Source organism: Candidatus Desulfofervidus auxilii, from assembly GCF_001577525.1.
Taxonomy (GTDB): Bacteria; Desulfobacterota; Desulfofervidia; order Desulfofervidales; family Desulfofervidaceae; genus Desulfofervidus; species Desulfofervidus auxilii.
Genome location: NZ_CP013015.1, coordinates 1580828 through 1599564 on the forward strand (window position 1 = coordinate 1580828; position 18737 = coordinate 1599564).

Here is an 18737-nt window from a genome sequence, read left to right on the forward strand (position 1 = left end):
TTACTTAGTATTGTCCGACACTATTGTCTTTTACAAGCAATTCCATTATGATGTCATCAATTTAAGATAGTATCTTCAATCATGAAAAAAACCATTTATATCTTTTCAGATGGGGAGTTAAAACGCAAGCAAAATACCATCTATTTCGAAGGAGAGAAAGGGCGTAAATATGTGCCAGTAGAGAATACTGGAGAAATTTTGATTTTTGGTGAAGTAAGTATTAATAAACGAATACTTGAATTTCTCTCCCAGCAGGAAATCATTTTGCACTTTTTCAATCATTATGGCTATTATGTTGGTAGTTTTTATCCTAGAGAGCACTTAAATTCAGGCTATATGATTTTAAGACAGGCAGAACATTATTTGGACAAAGAAAAACGTTTACCTTTGGCGAGGCTTTTTGTCTGGGGAGCAATGGAAAACATAAAAAAGGTGCTTTCTTATTATATTAATCGTGGTGTGGCATTAGAGGAAATTAGAGCCAATATAGAAAAACTTCAAAATAGCATTGGAGATACAAAAAGTGTAGAAGAAGCCATGGCACTTGAAGGAAATGCCAGAGATTATTACTATCGGGCATTTGATAAAATTTTAAGTAATAGCGATTTTATCTTTGAAGAAAGAACACGCCGACCACCACGTAATCGCTTAAACGCCTTAATCAGTTTTGGCAATAGTTTACTTTACGTGGTAGCGCTAAGTGAAATATATAAAACCCACCTTGACCCACGCATTGGCTTTTTGCATACCACAAATTTTCGCCGATTTAGCCTTAACTTAGATATAGCCGAGATCTTTAAACCCATTATTGTAGACAGACTTATTTTCACCCTGGTTAATAAAAAAATGGTCAAAAAAACATACTTTGAAAAACACCTAAACGGTCTTGTGCTTAATGAGAAAGGACGTATACTTTTTGTGGAAGAAATAGACAAACGGCTAAAGGCCACTATTCGGCACCCAAAATTAAGAAGAAATGTCTCTTACCGCCAGCTTATTCGTCTAGAGTTATACAAACTTGAAAAACACCTGATGGACGAAGCATGTTATCAACCATTCATAGCCAGGTGGTAATTTTGGTAATTGGTGACTAGTGATTGAAAAAGATGCTGTGAGTTTAAAGAGAAAAAAATAAGAGGTTCTATAGAAATGTTTGTCATCATGGTTTATGATGTAGAGGTAAAGCGGGTAAACAAGGTATTAAAAACAGGGCGTAAATTTCTCCACTGGGTGCAAAACTCGGTGTTAGAAGGAGACATCAGCCCCGCCAAGCTAGAAAAACTAAGAACTGAATTAAAGCATATTATTAATGAGGAAAAAGACTCGGTGATTTTCTACACCTTCCGTACCACTCGTTACAGCAGCCGCGAAATTATGGGCATTCAAAAAGGTGGAGAGGAATGTATTTTGTGATTGGTGGCTAGTAGATAGCTGGATGTAAGAGTAAAGATTTTACGTATTTAATGTTTATCGTCAATGCCTCCTAGTGTAAAAAGACCCAGGAAACGACGAGAGGCATAAAAATAACCAAAAGTATTGACACATCAGTAAAACCTTGCTAAAGGAAAATGAATAAGAGAGCTATTTTGACAATTTGGCCGGGAACGACAACTAGCAATAAAGAGGGGAAAATGCGTTTTGAGCCTACCTATGAGGAATTGAAACCTTAGTGAGAATGCAGACGCCAAACAGGAAGAGCGGAGTTTTGAGCCTACCTATGAGGAATTGAAACCGTCAAATGCAAAGCCTAACCTTCTTAAAAAGGTTTCAGTTTTGAGCCTACCTATGAGGAATTGAAACACAACATCATGGAAATACACTGAGGCACTTCTAGGCAGTTTTGAGCCTACCTATGAGGAATTGAAACCATCCTTGCTCCACCATGCTCTGTAAGCTTCTCGTAAGTTTTGAGCCTACCTATGAGGAATTGAAACTTTTGCTGCCCACTCTGCAAACTCTTCGGGGAAGTCTGTTTTGAGCCTACCTATGAGGAATTGAAACATGTATTCCATTGCTTTCTCTTGTATCTCTTCCCAGTTTTGAGCCTACCTATGAGGAATTGAAACCAAGAAATGTAGAGCGAGAAATTATCTTTTTTCTAGGTTTTGAGCCTACCTATGAGGAATTGAAACAACCAATTGTTTTTATTACTCCTGCAAGGTTTTTAAAGTTTTGAGCCTACCTATGAGGAATTGAAACAACCCAGTATGGCCACTGCACTAAGTACCCTAGGGTGTTTTGAGCCTACCTATGAGGAATTGAAACCACTAAACCCATAATCAAATGCCGTCATAATGTTCAAGTTTTGAGCCTACCTATGAGGAATTGAAACAGTGCACGAAGACGCAGATAGTCATCCACAGTAAGTAGTTTTGAGCCTACCTATGAGGAATTGAAACCCAATGGCCAAAGAGCCTCAAACTGAGACTTCTTCAGGTTTTGAGCCTACCTATGAGGAATTGAAACTCAAAGATAAAACTTTTGATAGGACATCCCATACCTGTTTTGAGCCTACCTATGAGGAATTGAAACATCCTCTTCCTCATCCATCACATACATGGGGGTGCTTGTTTTGAGCCTACCTATGAGGAATTGAAACTGTTGCAAGTAGGGGTAGGGGATATGGTAGAAGAGCTGTTTTGAGCCTACCTATGAGGAATTGAAACGCCTCAAAATTTAACTCTCCATCATTAACTTCTTCGTTTTGAGCCTACCTATGAGGAATTGAAACTATGAGTTATGTGTATGAGTTGGGGTATAAAGGGGGGGTTTTGAGCCTACCTATGAGGAATTGAAACGGGGAGAGAAAACAATTATGGTGCAGTGGGGGGATAAGTTTTGAGCCTACCTATGAGGAATTGAAACCCATTTACCTCATCAAAACAGTCTAACCAAAATCCGGTTTTGAGCCTACCTATGAGGAATTGAAACACTTGTCTCGCCAGAAAGGCATGATGTCCAAGGCTCTGTTTTGAGCCTACCTATGAGGAATTGAAACAGTTATATAGCAGTTTTAATTCTGGCTTTTTTCATTTGTTTTGAGCCTACCTATGAGGAATTGAAACTCTATCAAAAACCACTTTTCACATATCTCAATCACGTTTTGAGCCTACCTATGAGGAATTGAAACTGGCTTCCTTTTTCTGATGCTCAGTTTGGTGGCGTGTGTTTTGAGCCTACCTATGAGGAATTGAAACCCTTTTTGAAAATTCTAGAGCATTTACCACCGCATTGTTTTGAGCCTACCTATGAGGAATTGAAACCTTCATGCTGGGTAAGATTTAAAATTTTAACCATTTTGTTTTGAGCCTACCTATGAGGAATTGAAACGCAGGATAGGCCCCTGCACTAGAGGGATATATGGAGGTTTTGAGCCTACCTATGAGGAATTGAAACCATATTTACCTTGCCTAACACAACTGTTTTCTGCTGAGTTTTGAGCCTACCTATGAGGAATTGAAACAACTCTACTGGACGGCCTCGCCATGAGGTAACATCCAGTTTTGAGCCTACCTATGAGGAATTGAAACTTTGTAAGTCCTCTTGCTATCATTTTCAAGACAGAGTTTTGAGCCTACCTATGAGGAATTGAAACCCGATTTCCTTATATATGGTTTTATATTTGGATACGAGTTTTGAGCCTACCTATGAGGAATTGAAACGAAAGATGATTAGTGATATGTATAGGACAGCCTCCATAGTTTTGAGCCTACCTATGAGGAATTGAAACGAGCTGGTTATAACTAGCACTTATGACGGTAATCACGTTTTGAGCCTACCTATGAGGAATTGAAACACGGCCAAACCAATATCCAATGTCCTCTAGCACTTCGTTTTGAGCCTACCTATGAGGAATTGAAACTGACATTAAAGATAGATGTCAAGCCCTTTTCCAGTTTGTTTTGAGCCTACCTATGAGGAATTGAAACAGATTTTGGATATGTTAACAAGGATTTGTATTTTTGGGTTTTGAGCCTACCTATGAGGAATTGAAACCTACTTTAAAAGAGAAGATAAAGTTGCAGACAGCGAGTTTTGAGCCTACCTATGAGGAATTGAAACTTCCAGAGGGCTGGGATATTTGCATACAAAGCCAAGTTGTTTTGAGCCTACCTATGAGGAATTGAAACATCCCCTCTGCCCAGCTATACACGTCTTTTACAGCTCCTGTTTTGAGCCTACCTATGAGGAATTGAAACTTGTATCTTTTAACCCACTGCTCACCCATTTTATTCCGTTTTGAGCCTACCTATGAGGAATTGAAACTCAGCTCTATAATCCTTTAGACCAAATATCTCTAAGTGTTTTGAGCCTACCTATGAGGAATTGAAACAACAAATCCCTAGCCTCAATCAGCTCCTCATCTGCGTTTTGAGCCTACCTATAAGGAATTGAAACTATGTGGTAACACCTATATCCACCACCGCTGTCCTCGTTTTGAGCCTACCTATAAGGAATTGAAACCACAAACAGACATTCAACCCCATCTTAGGCAGGATAGTTTTGAGCCTACCTATAAGGAATTGAAACGAAAAAGGAAGCCACAGACCATCATACTGGGTAAAAGTTTTGAGCCTACCTATAAGGAATTGAAACGTTCATAAAATGCCTTATCTAACCTCTAATCTACACGTTTTGAGCCTACCTATAAGGAATTGAAACTGACCCTAGGACTAATACTTTTAGGAAGAAAAATAGAGTTTTGAGCCTACCTATAAGGAATTGAAACCTCTCCTTACTAATCACCAGTCACAAGTCACCAGGTTTTTAGCCTACCTATAGGGAAATTTAGCTATTGCCTTCTTTTTGGATAAGCTCGGCAAAGTCTGCCAAAAATTTGGGTGAATTCATAAGTTGGGGGGCGAGTAATAAAGCTTGTTGAAAATATTCTATAGCCTTTGGATATTGCCCTGCTTTTTTATAACATACCGCTACCTGACAAACAATTTGGGGAACTTGAAGGTAAGAAGGTTCTGCATCCAATGCCTTTTCTAAGTAAACGACTGCCTGACTATAATAACCAATATCCATCAGTTGTCGGGCAATAAGTAAATAAGGGTGAAGTTTGGCACTGGGACGATTAAGCCTAGCTCCAGGAACAACAGTAATGACAGCAGGAATGTCCAAGTCAGGATGGGTGGTTTCTATCACAAATCCTTCTAAGTGTTTTTGACTCAACAAATCAAGAACACGTTCTATTTCTATCTTAAAATCAGGGTGGGAAAAAGAAGGAACACTAGTAAAATCTATTTTTTCACCATCTAAAAGAAATTTAGCTGATGTTAAGTCTTTAAATCTAGGAAAACAATAAGTGGGGGCGCCTGGCCTTTTCTGGACTAGTTCTCTATAGAGCATCTGAGCCCGATGTTGGGCAAGCTCATTTAAGGCCCGAATGACAGCAAGTTCGGGATTTAAATGACTACCAGCCGCAGCATAAATCTTAATAGTGGATATAAGGGCATGGTTGTCATGGGTAATGACCGCTAGAGTGGGAATACCTAAATCCAGACTAAAATCTTTTATAAATATTTCAATTCCTGCATTTTTTATTTTTTCTATTAGACCTTGAACAAGAGGAGACTTAATAGAATCAATATTTATAGTAGGAACAATCTTTTTCCCTTCTATTACTAAAGAAATGCAATGTCTTTCTATGATTTCCTGTAAGGCTTGAAGGACAGCTTCTTCTAAAGTATTACCAGCCGCCCAGCCTGTAGTGCCGTAAATGCGGTAAAACCAGGGTAAAGGGAATAATACTTCTTTGTGGTGTTTAAAACTATAAGCTTTTACCCAAGCAAGAGGGATTGATTCTAAGGTTTCTAAGATTTTATTATCTCTATAATAAAAAGGTATAGGGTGAAGTAGACTGTCAAGAGGTATGGCCTTTTCTTTTATTTCTTTATAAGGAGCAATAATAAAATGATTGGTGTTTTTTAAATACATAAATCCGCTATATCTTTCTATCAATTCCATTAAGGCACTTGCCTTGGCTTGTTCTGGAGTGATGCCTTTTCCATAAGTTTCCTCAAATTTTAATGCCTTAGCTACATCTTGATTTATTTTACAGGTATAAGCAGGAATACCAATTCTATCCATTTTATCCAAACAAACAATTTCAGAAAATATAGTAGCTTTGCTTTGTGTTAAGCTTGCCAAGGCCTTCTCTATAGTTTCTTCCGGCACACAGGCCTTATCCTGTCCATAGGTATAAGTTTTTAAACAAGAATTTAACAAACCAGCCTCCTTTCAATATTTCTTAAATTATAGGTTAAAGGTTTAAATATTTCTATAGGAGCACCAATAAATCTTTTCATAAGGCCCAAAATCCCTTTACCGATGGCAGAAGGAGGAAGGAGCACTACCTGGGGATTTTGTATTCGGCCTTTAACCTCTAAGGGCACAGAGATAAAAGTCTTGCTCTTTCCAGTTAAAATCTTACCCAAAATAGGTATCTTGCTTAAAACAACATCAATAGTTCTCAATGGGGCAACCAAAATAGCCATCTTTAGTTTTGAACTAGAGATATCAAATGTCCCCTGGCCTACAATCTTCATCGCCGGGCTATCAATCACAGCCGATTCTATATTTAAAATCCCATTTTGTAAACTAGCCTTAATATCAAAATGTTTATAATAGAGCCCTTCTTTAGTAAGGTCTGGGAGTCTACCCTTAAAGACTTCTATCACATTCAATAGAGAGAAAATCTTGGCCAAGAGAGTGGCTTTATAAATCCTTCCCTTTTTTGAATGAAACTCAAAATAACCAGAAGAATTTTCTTCAATGGGTCTTTTCTTCCCCTTGGCCTTAAACTCTCCATTAAGAGAATAATTGGCTTCAAATAAGTGGTCTTTTTGGAAAAGACATTGGGATAAGCTATTCAGTGCCAGGTCTTCCCCATTCAAGGAAATGTTTACTTCTGTTTCTTTTTTTGAGGTTCTGATAAAACCATTTAAGTCTAAGTTACAGTAATTTCCTTTTAAAATCTCCATCTTTATTTTTTCACTCTTTTTTATGGTAATAAGAGCCTCTATTTGTTTTAAATTAACATTGTTATATCGTAATAAATCAATCTGGGCATCTATGTTTGCATTTATTTTAACCTTAGGCCTTTTTTCTGAGGTTCTTTGGGGAAATAACTTACTAATTTCGTTTAAATCAATTACTGAAGCAAATATCTCCCCATTTACTCCCAGAAAATCTTCTATAAATTTTATACTTCCCTGAGCTTCCAATGTAGTTTCCTTCAAAGAAAGGGCACATTTTTTAATGTCTATTTCCTGTCCCTTGGCATTTAAACTCATTTTTTCTATTGTGAGTTTTTTAAAACCATTTAGATTAGATAATCCTTCTACCAACAAATTCCCTTTAAGTTCAGAATTCCCAAGGTATGCCAAATCAATCTTTCCCTTAATTTCTCCTTCAAAAAAACCATTAAGGTATTTATTGCTGATTAAAATGGCGTCTAAGGTATGAGAAGAAAGACTCCCCTTAAAATTCAAGTCAAGAACAGGGTCTTTCTGCCAATTTAAATCTAAACATAGATAACATTTTTTGTTATTTTCTTTTAAATAAAAATCTCTAATAGAGCATTTCTGAGGTGAATAATCTAAGGTAAAACTTAGGGAAATCTTTTGGGGATTTAAAACATTTATTTCAAGATGAGTATATTGAGGGTGATAATCTAATTTAAAGGTTTTAACTCTAGCTGGCGTTTTGATTTTAAGTGAATTAGGGATATTTGCCAAGTCATAAATCCAATCTTGGAGAGAAGCAGTTATTTTCCCTGCTCCTTCAAGCCTTATTTGTCTTTCTTTAGTAAAGGGAGTTTTGATCTCACCAGAAAGGAAAAAAGTCCCATTTCCTAAACGCCCTTGGGTATTCCTAAACTTAATCAGGTGAGGAGAAACAAATCCCTCACCCCTTTCTATTTGAGCCTTTTTAGGCAAAAAAGAAAGAAAAAGAGCAGAATTTTTAAGATTAAAATGAAAAGCATAATTAAGGGAAGAAGGCTGGCCAAATTTGTAAACAAATTGGGCTGAAGAAACTTTAACTTCTCCTTTAGAAAGCTCAAATGCTTGGTAAAGACTATTAAGAAATGTCTGTTTTTTCAGCCAGGGATTGAGTTCATGGGCTATTAGTTTTCCAGAAAACTCCTTAATATTTAAGAAAATCTTTGGATTGGAAAAATCTACCTCACCTTTGGAATTACTAATTACAGAATGGCCAAAGCGTCCTTTAAGACCTTGCCAGCATATCTTTTCTGTGTTGTAAGAAAAACCAACCCTATTAATAAAGGCAGGATAAGGAAGTCTTGCATAAAGGATATTTCCTTTTACTAAAGCACCTTTAAGACTTACATCTGCAGTCTTATATGTGCCAGTAATAACCAGCTTGCCAGAAACTATACCTTCAGTTTTGGAAATAAGCTTAAGTTCTTTTTGGACCAAATGATTTTTTACAAACTTTTTAAGAAAAAACAAACCTGTTTTTAGGGGTGCAGTAAACGCCCCCTCAATATTCAAATCTTTATGGGGTGCTTGGATACCAATGGCAATCTTGGCCTCCCTGATTTCAGCACCTTCCATAATCCCAGAGAGGTTTTCACCATAAAGCACACCTTCTTTTATAGTAATTCCGCCTTGTCCATTATGGACTTTCAATCCTACTTTAGGAATATCTATTTCTGCCATAGAGGCTTCTGCTTGCAGCTTAAATGTCTTTAAGGACTCAAATTCTTTTTTGTTAACGGCTGTCTGGGTTATGTGAAAGCTCTCCGCCTTCCCTGCCTTCACAATCTTAAATATATTTTTAATGGCCTTGCTTTGGGAAAAGACACTTAACAATAGCTTTCGGCAACCAGTGACATCTATCTCTTGGGCATAAAAATCATAAGCTATATGGTATTTTTTAACATCCGTATTTAACCACCCTTGACCTTTAATCCTGGGTGTTTCCAGTTCTAACCTTGATAGTTTAAGCTCCCAATTATTTCCCTCTTTAAGTAACGTCCCTTGTGCAATTGCGTTTTTCAAAAAAATATTTGGAGATTGGGATTTAAAGCAAGGAGAAGCAATATTAAACGCTAAATTGAACTTAGTAGGTGACTTAAAGTCAAAACTCAGTTCTAAATCTATTTGAGACTTATTTATTTTTTTATTTACGGAAACTAAAGGAAGGTGCTCAAGCCTTAAATTTTTAACCTCTGCACGTCCTTTTAAACTAGATAAACTAGAGCGTGCCTTTAGAAATATTCTCTCACTAAAAGGGGTGCTAAAAGAGGTCTCTAAAACAATTTGGCTATCCTTTACATCTGCCTTGAGCTTGATAGAATGAGCTTTGAAAATAGAAGTCTTTTCTTTTAGGACCTCAACAGAACTATCTTTTAATTGAATATGTGCTTTGAAAGAAAGGGCTTTAAGTCTTTTTCTCTGTTTCTTAAACACCTCAATTGGAGCAATAGAATTAGCTGATTTAGATGAAAGGGTAAACCTTAAGTCCGCCTTCTCTAAAACAACAGACTCTATCTCCAACTTTTTATGCAAGATAGGCCAAACTTTGGGATAACCCGAGACTACGGCAAAGAAGGCCTTAAAATTATCCGAAGCTACGGTGGTGTTTTTTAAAACTATTTTAGGACGAGGGAGAAACCTAACTGAAATATAACCAATCTGAGTTGAAACTTGATAGCGGCTTCTCAATTCCTGGTTAATTTTTGACTTAATAAAATCTAGGTTTAAAAAATAGGGGAGAATTATTAAAGTCAAAAATAAGACAATAATAAAACATCCTATTCCCAGAAGAATCCAAACAAGAGACTTTTTAGCTTTACCCATTTTTTAAATACTGATTAAAATATCCCCACTTTAACTCAGGGAATTCCTTTTTCAATTCCTCCATCATATTTTTTATCCCTATTCCGGCAGTATATGGAATTTGCATTTGTTTTATATACCAAAAAGGGTCAATATTTAAATTTTTCAACTGGATTAAATCCAGGTGAGTCTCAGCAACCAACTGTTTAAGGGCATTGATTTCTTCCATGGTATCAGAAAGACCAGGAAAAACAAGATAGTTAATCATGGTAAATATGCCTTTTTCTTTGGCTAATTTAATAGTATCCTTTACTGCCTTAAAATTATAATTTATAGGTCTATGATAACGGTGATAATACTCTGGTTGGGCACTGGCCAAGCTGATGCGAATACTATCCAAACCGGCATCTATGATTTTTGATACCATTTTGGGAATACTCCCATTGGTATTGAGATTTATAGTTCCTTTATCAGTTTTTTGCCTTATAATCCTGATACTCTCAGCAATAGTATCTCCTGCCAACAATGGCTCTCCTTCGCAACCTTGTCCAAAGCTAATAATAGGTTGTTGCGCATAAAGCACATGGGGTAAGGCAATTTCTACAATTTCTTCTACTGCAGGCACAAACTGAATCCGATGATGAGAAGGCAAACAGCTATTTTCTTCCTGCCAGGAAAGGCATCCCAGACAACGGGCATTACATGCAGGAGAAACAGGTACAGGAAGTTCCCAGCGTTCATAGAAGGCATTTTTGGCAGCAAAACAGTGAAACTCAGTAGCACAGCGCTTTAGGTGTTTAAGTAAACGATTGTTAGGAAAATGAGAGAGTTTTTTCTTTATTTTGGGCAAAAGGGAACGGTCATCATATTGAGATGGATACCAGTGGGGATTATCTTCAATGAGAAAGGCAGGCACCCAGTATTGGTGATCATACCATCCTATGGCAGTATATGCCCAAAGGGGTAAAATACAGTCTTTATGAATATACTCTGCTGCTGGTAACAAGCACCGCACATATCCCGGAGGCATAAAGGCAGCTACACCATAACAAGGTTTATCCGAAAAGGGTGAGACTTCCAAGAGATAAATGTGTCCTTTCTTTTCATCATAACCAATGGGTGGACATTTGGGTAAGAAAAAGAGTTTGCTCCCTTCAGGGAGAGGTATAAAGTCTTGGGGTTTGGGAACAACAATTTGTTCCCCAGATTTTCCTATGGCTTTGAGATAAGGGTGATTATAAATCCTGCCTTGGGCATCTGCATAGACTACATAGGGCAATTCATTCAACATCAGCAGTTCATCATAAATTAGTAAGTAAAAAGGTCAAGGGTTAGTGGGTTTGAATACCTTGTTTAAAACAGTCAGAAGTGTTAAAAAAGCTCCATGTCTGTATTAGATAATATCATTGCTCATAAAAAGAAAGAAATAGAAACACTAAAAAAACATAAGCCATTAGATGAAACAGTGGCTGAATTTAATCTTTATCCTAAACGCTCTTTTTCTCAGGCTATTACTCACTCTGAGGAGATAAGTATTATTGCTGAAATAAAGAAGGCCTCCCCTTCCTTAGGAATAATCCGTGCTGATTTTGAGCCTCTAAAAATTGCTAAGCTGTATGAGGAAAATGGGGCATCTGCTATCTCTGTGATTACTGATAAAAAATTCTTTCAAGGAGATATAAATTTTTTACCAGAGATAAAGACAGCCGTTAAGCTGCCCATTTTGCGTAAGGATTTTATTATTGACCCATATCAGGTATATGAAGCCAAACTTTATGGGGCAGATGCCTTACTGCTTATAAGCACTGTGCTTTCTGTTCAACAACTGAAGAAATTACTTAATCTCACCCATAAATTGGGAATGGAGGCCCTGGTAGAAGTCCATGATGAAAAAGATTTGGAAAAGGCATTAAAGGTAGAAGCAAAAACTATTGGCATCAATAATCGCAATTTAAAGACCCTTAAGGTAGATTTAAATACCTGCCTTTGTTTAAAAGAAAGAGTGCCAGAAGAGAAAATTTTAGTAGCCGAAAGTGGGGTTAAGACCAGAGAAGACATCTTGCTTTTAGAAAAAGCAGGGTTTCAGGCAGTATTGATTGGTAGTGCTTTAATGCAAGCAGAAGATATAGGGAAAAAACTTAAAGAATTTTTGGGCAGATGAAACCACGCCTAAAAATATGTGGTATAACTAGAACAGAAGACGCCTTATTGGCTGTCTCTTTAGGGGTTCATGCCTTGGGATTTATTTTTTATAAAAAAAGCCCTAGGTATATTTCGCCTGAAAGGGCAAGAGAAATCATCATTGAAATACCTCCATTTGTGCAAACGGTGGGGGTTTTTGTCAATGAATCTAGGGAAAAAATAAGGGAAATTGCCAGTTTTTGTGGACTTAATCTAATTCAACTGCATGGAGATGAGTCACCATTATTTTGCGAAAAGTTGGGGTTGGCTTGTATAAAGGCCTTTCGCATAAAAGATGAGCATAGTATTGAAAATATGGTTGCCTATAAAGGAAAGGTGCGGGGATTTCTGGTTGATACTTATAAAAAAGACCAACCTGGAGGCACAGGTGAAAGCTTTAACTGGGAACTAGCAATAAAGGCAAAGGTTTATAATGTTCCTATTATCTTAGCTGGTGGACTAGCTCCAGATAATATTAAAAGGGCGGTAGATACAGTCCAGCCCTATGCCTTGGATGTAAATAGTGGTATAGAAAAGACACCTGGGATAAAAGACAAAAAATTAATGGAAAAGCTATTTGCAGTATGGAGCAAAATTTAGAAAATACTTTAGGAGTTGCCCATGTTACCTGATAAAAAAGGACATTTTGGAGTATATGGAGGGAAATACGTCCCTGAAACCCTGATGCCTCTTTTGGAAGAGCTAGAAAGAGCTTATAAAAAGGCAAAAAGGGATAGTGCCTTTAAAAAAGAATTTCACTATTATCTTACCAATTATGCTGGTCGCCCCACTCCTCTTTATTTTGCTCAAAGATTAACAGAACACTTGGGCGGAGCCAAGATTTACTTAAAGAGAGAAGACCTAGCCCATACTGGTGCCCATAAAATTAATAATACTATCGGTCAAGCCCTTTTAGCCAAGAAAATGGGTAAAAAAAGAATTATTGCTGAAACAGGAGCAGGCCAACATGGAGTAGCCACTGCTACTGCCTGTGCCTTATTGGGTCTTAAATGTATAGTCTATATGGGAGAAGAAGATACCAGACGTCAGGCCATGAATGTCTTTCGGATGAAACTCTTAGGAGCAGAAGTTATTACGGTAAAACAAGGCAGTAAGACATTAAAAGATGCCATTAATGAGGCCATTCGTGACTGGGTAACTAATGTCCGCACCACTTATTACCTCTTAGGTTCAGTAGTAGGACCTCATCCTTATCCAGCAATGGTGCGTGATTTTCAAACTGTAATTGGAAGAGAAACCTATAAACAAATCTTAAAGGCTGAAGGCAGATTACCTGATTATATCATTGCCTGTGTAGGTGGTGGAAGCAATGCCATGGGCATCTTTTATCCATTTAGAAAATATCCCGTAAAATTTATTGGGGTAGAAGCCGCAGGATTGGGTCTGAACAAAGGCCACCACGCTGCGACTCTTTGTGCAGGCACCCCAGGGGTTTTGCATGGAGCGATGAGTTACTTATTACAGACAGAAGATGGTCAAATAAAAACCACTCATTCAATTGCCCCAGGTTTGGACTACCCTGGTGTGGGCCCAGAGCACAGTTATTATAAAGATAAAAAAATTGCTTTCTATACGGCTATTACTGATGAAGAAACATTGGAGGCATTCCACCTATTATCTAAATTAGAAGGAATTATTCCTGCCTTGGAAAGTGCACATGCAGTAAGTTACGCTATGAAATTGGCCCCCAAATTAGATAAAGACCAAATTATTATTGTAAATCTCTCTGGACGTGGAGATAAAGACTTAGAAATAGTGTTTGAGACAGTAAAAAAGGAGAAACAATAATGAAAACCATTTCCCAAGTGTTTAAAGCACTCAAAAAACAAAACAGAAGGGCTCTAATTCCTTATATCACTGCAGGTGACCCTGATTTAGATATTACAGCCAAGCTTATCTTAACTATTAGCCAAAATGGAGGAGATATTTTAGAATTAGGAGTTCCATTCTCTGACCCCCTAGCCGATGGCCCTACCATTCAAACTGCTTCTCAAAGGGCCTTAAAAAGTGGCACTACCCTTAAAGGTATTTTAGAAATGGTTAGAGAAATCCGTAAAAAAATAGATATACCCTTGGTGCTAATGAGTTATTATAATCCCTTACGACAATATGGTTTAGAAGCTCTGGCAAGAGATGCTTCCAAAGTAGGTATAAACGGTTTTATTGTCCCTGACCTTACTCCAGAAGAAGCTACAGATTGGCTCAAGGTTTGTAAAGAGCATTCTTTAGACACCATTTTTCTTATCGCCCCTACTACTTCATTAAATAGGGCAAAAAAAATTGCTCAAATGAGCCGTGGATTTATTTATTACGTCTCAGTGACTGGTGTTACCGGGGCACGGGAGAGCTTACCTCAAGATATAATTGAGAACTTAAAACAATTAAGAAAAATCACCAATAAACCCATTGCGGTAGGATTTGGTATCTCCTCCCCTAACCATGTCAGGATGCTTGTGCCCTATACTGATGGGATTGTGGTAGGCAGTGCTATTGTAAAGCTAATAGGAGAAACCAAAGAATTATCTCAAATATGTGCCAAAGTAGCTAAATTTATTAAAAACCTATCCCAAGCCACTTTTATATCTTAAAAGGCACAGGAATAAAAGTAAGGATAAATATAAACAGAGCTAAAATGCCCAGTTTCACACGTCCCTTTCCCAGGGGAAGCGTTGGGTCTATAGGTTCAGGATGATGGAGTCCTAAAAATATCAGTAAAACTGCCCAAACAAACCAACCATACCAACCCATAAATCCCAAACTAATAAGGCATATTAGGGTCAATTTTGAAATCAACCTATGCCCCCTTTCGCCAAAAATAGCAAAGGCAATGTGCCCTCCATCTAATTGACCAGCAGGCATAAGATTTAAAGCAGTAACAAATAGGCCTAACCAGCCAGCAAAGGCCGCAGGATGAAGCATAAGGTCTGCATTTTCAGGTAAGCTACCCCAAATAATCTTTACCAGGATTTTAAATAATAAACAGTCTCCCAAGATAAGGCCTTGAGGTGGGGTTGGAGAAGGAATAATACGAGAATGAGCAATCCCATAAATAACAATGGGTAGACAAACAATTATACCTGCCAAAGGGCCTGCTATTCCTATATCAAATAAAACCTGCCGATTGGGCATAGGGGCCTTAATTTTAATAAAAGCACCAAAAGTTCCAATTAAAGAAGGAGCAGGAATAAAATAGGGAGGAGTAACTGCTACTTTGTGATATTTAGAGGCAAAAAAATGGCCTGATTCATGAAAAAGCAATATAATCATCAAAGTTAAAGAGAAAGGAAGACCTTTAGTAAAGGCAGTCAAAGAAGAAAGTGGGTTTACTCCTGCTTGCAAAGCACCTGCAGCAGTAGTAGTAAGAAAGGTAACAAAAAATAAAATAACATTTAAAAGTGGCATAGGACATGGTTTACTTGAGAGAATAAGGTTTGTCAATTAGCAAAATCAGCAACTTATTGCCATTTCATTTTAAATCCATATAATTGCCTACTATGGATTTAAATAATCCTTTTTTACCAGACCTCTCTATCCATCATTATAAGGTCAAAATTAAGGCAAAGACGCCCTTTTTAATCCCCTCTTTCCCTGGCTCTATGTTGCGAGGAACATTCGGTGTAGCCCTAAAAAGGGTGGTATGTATAAATAGAAAAAGAACATGCAGCCAATGCTTGCTCTCGTCTTCTTGTATCTATCACTTCCTATTTGAGACAGAAACCCAAAATCCCATTAAAGGTATTACTAATCCTCCCCATCCCTTAATCCTTTATCCTCTTGATTTAGGCGGAAAAAACATGAAAAGAAACTCTATATATCAATTTGGTTTTACTATTTTGGGAAAGGCAATTGATTATCTTCCCTATGTTATCTATGCCATAATAAAGATGGGTCATCTGGGCATGGGAAAAGGCAAGGGCAAATTTGACTTAAAAGAAGTCAGAAAATATACCTCTGAAAAACACACCAAACAGGTCTTTAACCAATATGAAAACAGGCTCATTCCCCTGGAAACCTCACTAACATTAAAAAATATCCTTAAAAACAAATGCAAAGAGAAAAAACTAATCTTTGAAACCATCACTCCACTGCGGCTTAAAATCAGAGGGAAACTGAGGGATAATATAACTCTAAAAGACATCGTCTTTGCCATCAGTCATCGGCTCAAAATTCTGAGCTTTCTTTATGGAGAAGGAGAGATAGACCTCCTTAAAAACCTTGATTTAGATAAAATACTAAAAGGCATCAAAACAGCAAGCCAATTTGAATGGACAGACTTCAAGCGTTTTTCTAAAAGGCAAGATGCTCATTTGCACATCGGTGGCGTCATGGGCAAAATGACCATGACAGGCAACCTGTCTAAAATCTATCCTTTACTCAAACTAGGCCAATATATCCACATTGGCAAAAACACTGCATTTGGCTTGGGTAGGTATAAGGTAGTAGTCTGAGAAATGACCATAATAACAAAAGCTATCTTTGCTTCTATAGGTCTTTATTGATTTCCGACAAAATTTCCTTGACAATGGGCTTGAATTCTTCAGGTGTCCTTAAAAGAATCATTTCATCCTTTTTTTCAAGATAAGAAAGGGCAATCATAAAGGGTTTAAGAAATTCCTTTAAGTCTTCTGTTCCCTTTTCCTTTATCAGTTTTAAAATCTTTATGGAAAAGTCTGCATCTGCCATTTTAATTACGTCTTTTAAATATGTTGAAAAGGCTTCACCAGCAGGGGCTGGTTCTGCTTGACTTACTATTTTAAGGGCCTCTTCAAGATAACTGATAACTTTAGGATAATTTCCCCTTTTAAATGCCTTAGAGGAAAGAAGCAGGTAGAGGTGGAGAAGGTATAAAGATTCCCTTTTAAGGAATTCAGCTTTAGGAAATCCAGGGTCTTTTTCCTTTTTAGCAAGAAAAATGGCTTTTTTAATAAACTTTACTCCCTCAGAAATTTTATTTTTTTTACTTAAAGTATGAGCAAGATTGGCACAGGCATAAGGCTGATCTGGTTTTATTTCAATGGCCTTCTTATAGGCCTTGATAGCTTCATTTAGTTTACCTTGTTTGTAATAAGCAACACCTAGATTATTCCATGCCTCATACATATCCGGTTTTATCTCAATGGCCTTCTTATAGGCCTCAATAGCTTCATTTAGTTTATCTATCTTGTTATAAGCAACACCTAAATTATACCATGCCTCATACATATCTGGTTTTATCTCAATGGCCTTTTTGCAGCCTTCAATTGCCTTCTCATAATTTTTCTTTATATAATAAAGAAATGCTTCTCCTAATATAATTTTAGCAAGCAGCCATTTATCCTTTTTCTGTTCTGCCTCTTTTTTTAATTCTTCTATTTCTTCCTTAGCCTTTTCATAATTTCCAGATAAAATAAGACTTTCAATTCTTAAAGAATGTAAATCAGGTTTTTGAGAAGGCATGGCCTCTGCCAGGTAATAAAGTTTGTCAGAAAAGGAGATAACAGCCTCTTTTTTTTCTTCAGAAATGGCCTTCAAAGAATATTCAATCATTTCCAGGGCTATTTTTTCAAGTTCTTTTTCAGAATACCAGATTTTAAGGAATCTAACGATAAACCCAAGCCTTTTTCTGCCAGCCTCCTGTCGCATCTGCCGCCAGAGGGAAAAGAGCTTGTCTTTTATATCGTAAAGGGTCTCTCTTCTGCCCTTTATTTTTAAAGATTTCACAAGCCCCCTTTCTGTCAGTCTTTTAAGTTGTGAGGTAATAGTGGTAACGGCAATGTTTGCTGTTTTTGCAATCTCAGTAGGAGTAATGGGTTCTCCTTTAACCGCAATGATTTCAAGGATTTTTCTTTGTTGGATAGGAACATCATTTACTACATCCCTTAGATATGGTGTTAATTCATCCAGGAGGGTGAAGAGTTGTTTTTCAACTGCTTCAATCTTAAATTCAGTTACTATCTGATAAAGGCTTAAAATAAGTCTGGGATTGCCACCAGTAAGGTGAGTAATGGCCCTAATCTTAGGCTCATATTCCTCAAATTTTTCTATTATTTCTTGTTTTTCATCCCTTTTTAACCTCTTTAAGAGAAACTCCTTTATCTCCTTAAAATCCAGCTCGTGGAGCCAGACAGGCTGAAAGAAGTTGTAAAATGGCATTTTATAATTTGCTATTGCATCAAAATAGAAGGTGGCTGTACCTATGATGCTAAAAATGGGATTGTTTTGAAGAATTGCCCTAAATCTTTCATGGTCTTTTTCAGGTAAAATACCTAGAATTTCATGAAGATTATCAATTAAGAGGAGGTATCTTTTTTTTCTCTCTTTTGAGAGTTTCTTTAGATAATAAACGGCCTTTTCTACAAAGTCAGGCTCAGATAGAGGCAATGGATAAGCTGTAATGGACAATTCTTCCTGAAGTCTTTTGAGGATTTCTTGAAAAAGGTCTTCCAGGGTTAAAACTGCATAAGTTTCTTCAGCAATTAAAATAGGTATCCAAGCCTTAAAAAATTTTTTGCCATCATCCTGCCATGGCAAAATGTTCTTTACCGTGTAATAGATAAAAAGGAGTAAATGGGTTTTTCCCATTCCCCTTGGTCCAACAAGGATAAATTGAGGCGGTGATGCATCAGGTTTTGTTTTTAAAAGACAATCCAGGACAGTTTTTGACTCTTCGTCTCTAGCTACAAGCATCTCTTTTAAGGCCTGTGGCGTCTCAAGGGCAGGATTGAATTTTTGTATTTCTACCAT

At 37.2% G+C, this 18737-nt stretch carries 12 protein-coding genes and 1 CRISPR repeat array; of the genes, 7 read left to right on the forward strand and 5 right to left on the reverse strand.

The window, feature by feature from the left end; genetic code table 11:
• Positions 1-81 precede the first annotated feature (81 nt).
• Complete coding sequence (gene cas1b / locus HS1_RS07975; RefSeq protein ID WP_066063399.1) at positions 82-1074, forward strand: type I-B CRISPR-associated endonuclease Cas1b; 993 nt, start codon at positions 82-84, stop codon at positions 1072-1074.
• Positions 1075-1149: 75 nt separating this feature from the next.
• The gene (gene cas2, locus HS1_RS07980; protein WP_066063402.1) at positions 1150-1413 is read left to right on the forward strand and encodes a CRISPR-associated endonuclease Cas2; all 264 of its coding nucleotides are present in this window, start codon (positions 1150-1152) and stop codon (positions 1411-1413) included.
• Between the two features lie 222 nt (positions 1414-1635).
• Positions 1636-4729: a CRISPR direct-repeat array (repeat unit 30 nt; unit sequence GTTTTGAGCCTACCTATGAGGAATTGAAAC).
• Between the two features lie 59 nt (positions 4730-4788).
• Here the strand turns inward: cas2 and HS1_RS14040 are convergent.
• From HS1_RS14040 to HS1_RS07995, 3 genes are read right to left on the reverse strand one after another with little or no spacing between them, the layout of a single operon-like run.
• Positions 4789-6234 carry a YcaO-like family protein gene (locus HS1_RS14040; protein ID WP_066063405.1) on the reverse strand — a complete coding sequence of 482 codons (1446 nt, stop codon included), beginning with the start codon at positions 6232-6234 and terminating at the stop codon, positions 4789-4791.
• Positions 6228-9833, reverse strand: coding sequence for a YhdP family protein (locus tag HS1_RS07990; protein WP_066063407.1), 3606 nt, complete (start codon positions 9831-9833; stop codon positions 6228-6230). The genes HS1_RS14040 and HS1_RS07990 overlap by 7 nt, the downstream gene beginning before the upstream one ends.
• Positions 9826-11103, reverse strand: coding sequence for a radical SAM family protein (locus HS1_RS07995; RefSeq protein ID WP_066063410.1), 1278 nt, complete (start codon positions 11101-11103; stop codon positions 9826-9828). The genes HS1_RS07990 and HS1_RS07995 overlap by 8 nt, the downstream gene beginning before the upstream one ends.
• Before the next feature lie 93 nt (positions 11104-11196).
• Between HS1_RS07995 and trpC the strand changes: the two genes are divergently transcribed.
• The 4 genes from trpC to trpA are packed head-to-tail and all read left to right on the forward strand — an operon-like array spanning position 11197 to position 14602.
• Complete coding sequence (gene trpC, locus HS1_RS08000) at positions 11197-11973, forward strand: indole-3-glycerol phosphate synthase TrpC (protein WP_066063412.1); 777 nt, start codon at positions 11197-11199, stop codon at positions 11971-11973.
• Positions 11970-12593 carry a phosphoribosylanthranilate isomerase gene (locus tag HS1_RS08005; protein WP_066063415.1) on the forward strand — a complete coding sequence of 208 codons (624 nt, stop codon included), beginning with the start codon at positions 11970-11972 and terminating at the stop codon, positions 12591-12593. Before trpC ends, HS1_RS08005 begins: the two co-directional genes overlap by 4 nt.
• Positions 12594-12614: 21 nt before the next feature.
• Complete coding sequence (gene trpB / locus HS1_RS08010) at positions 12615-13802, forward strand: tryptophan synthase subunit beta (RefSeq protein ID WP_066063418.1); 1188 nt, start codon at positions 12615-12617, stop codon at positions 13800-13802.
• A complete protein-coding gene (gene trpA, locus HS1_RS08015) occupies positions 13802-14602 on the forward strand; it encodes a tryptophan synthase subunit alpha (protein ID WP_066063422.1) in 801 nt (266 codons plus the stop codon). The genes trpB and trpA overlap by 1 nt, the downstream gene beginning before the upstream one ends.
• Here the strand turns inward: trpA and HS1_RS08020 are convergent.
• Positions 14592-15416 carry a site-2 protease family protein gene (locus HS1_RS08020; RefSeq protein WP_066063428.1) on the reverse strand — a complete coding sequence of 275 codons (825 nt, stop codon included), beginning with the start codon at positions 15414-15416 and terminating at the stop codon, positions 14592-14594. The genes trpA and HS1_RS08020 overlap by 11 nt on opposite strands.
• A gap of 92 nt (positions 15417-15508) precedes the next feature.
• Between HS1_RS08020 and cas6 the strand changes: the two genes are divergently transcribed.
• The gene (gene cas6, locus HS1_RS08025; RefSeq protein WP_066063431.1) at positions 15509-16462 is read left to right on the forward strand and encodes a CRISPR system precrRNA processing endoribonuclease RAMP protein Cas6; all 954 of its coding nucleotides are present in this window, start codon (positions 15509-15511) and stop codon (positions 16460-16462) included.
• A 34-nt stretch (positions 16463-16496) separates the two neighbouring features.
• Here the strand turns inward: cas6 and HS1_RS08030 are convergent, their stop codons facing one another.
• Complete coding sequence (locus HS1_RS08030; protein ID WP_066063434.1) at positions 16497-18737, reverse strand: tetratricopeptide repeat protein; 2241 nt, start codon at positions 18735-18737, stop codon at positions 16497-16499.

Coding starts and splice junctions, on each gene's coding strand:
- cas1b (WP_066063399.1), top strand. CDS start 82: ATGAAAAAAACCATTTATATCTTTTCAGATGGGGAGTTAAAACGCAAG.
- cas2 (WP_066063402.1), top strand. CDS start 1,150: ATGTTTGTCATCATGGTTTATGATGTAGAGGTAAAGCGGGTAAACAAG.
- HS1_RS07990 (WP_066063407.1), bottom strand. CDS start 9,833: ATGGGTAAAGCTAAAAAGTCTCTTGTTTGGATTCTTCTGGGAATAGGA.
- HS1_RS07995 (WP_066063410.1), bottom strand. CDS start 11,103: ATGTTGAATGAATTGCCCTATGTAGTCTATGCAGATGCCCAAGGCAGG.
- trpC (WP_066063412.1), top strand. CDS start 11,197: ATGTCTGTATTAGATAATATCATTGCTCATAAAAAGAAAGAAATAGAA.
- HS1_RS08005 (WP_066063415.1), top strand. CDS start 11,970: ATGAAACCACGCCTAAAAATATGTGGTATAACTAGAACAGAAGACGCC.
- trpB (WP_066063418.1), top strand. CDS start 12,615: ATGTTACCTGATAAAAAAGGACATTTTGGAGTATATGGAGGGAAATAC.
- trpA (WP_066063422.1), top strand. CDS start 13,802: ATGAAAACCATTTCCCAAGTGTTTAAAGCACTCAAAAAACAAAACAGA.
- HS1_RS08020 (WP_066063428.1), bottom strand. CDS start 15,416: ATGCCACTTTTAAATGTTATTTTATTTTTTGTTACCTTTCTTACTACT.
- cas6 (WP_066063431.1), top strand. CDS start 15,509: ATGGATTTAAATAATCCTTTTTTACCAGACCTCTCTATCCATCATTAT.
- HS1_RS08030 (WP_066063434.1), bottom strand. CDS start 18,737: ATGGTAGAAATACAAAAATTCAATCCTGCCCTTGAGACGCCACAGGCC.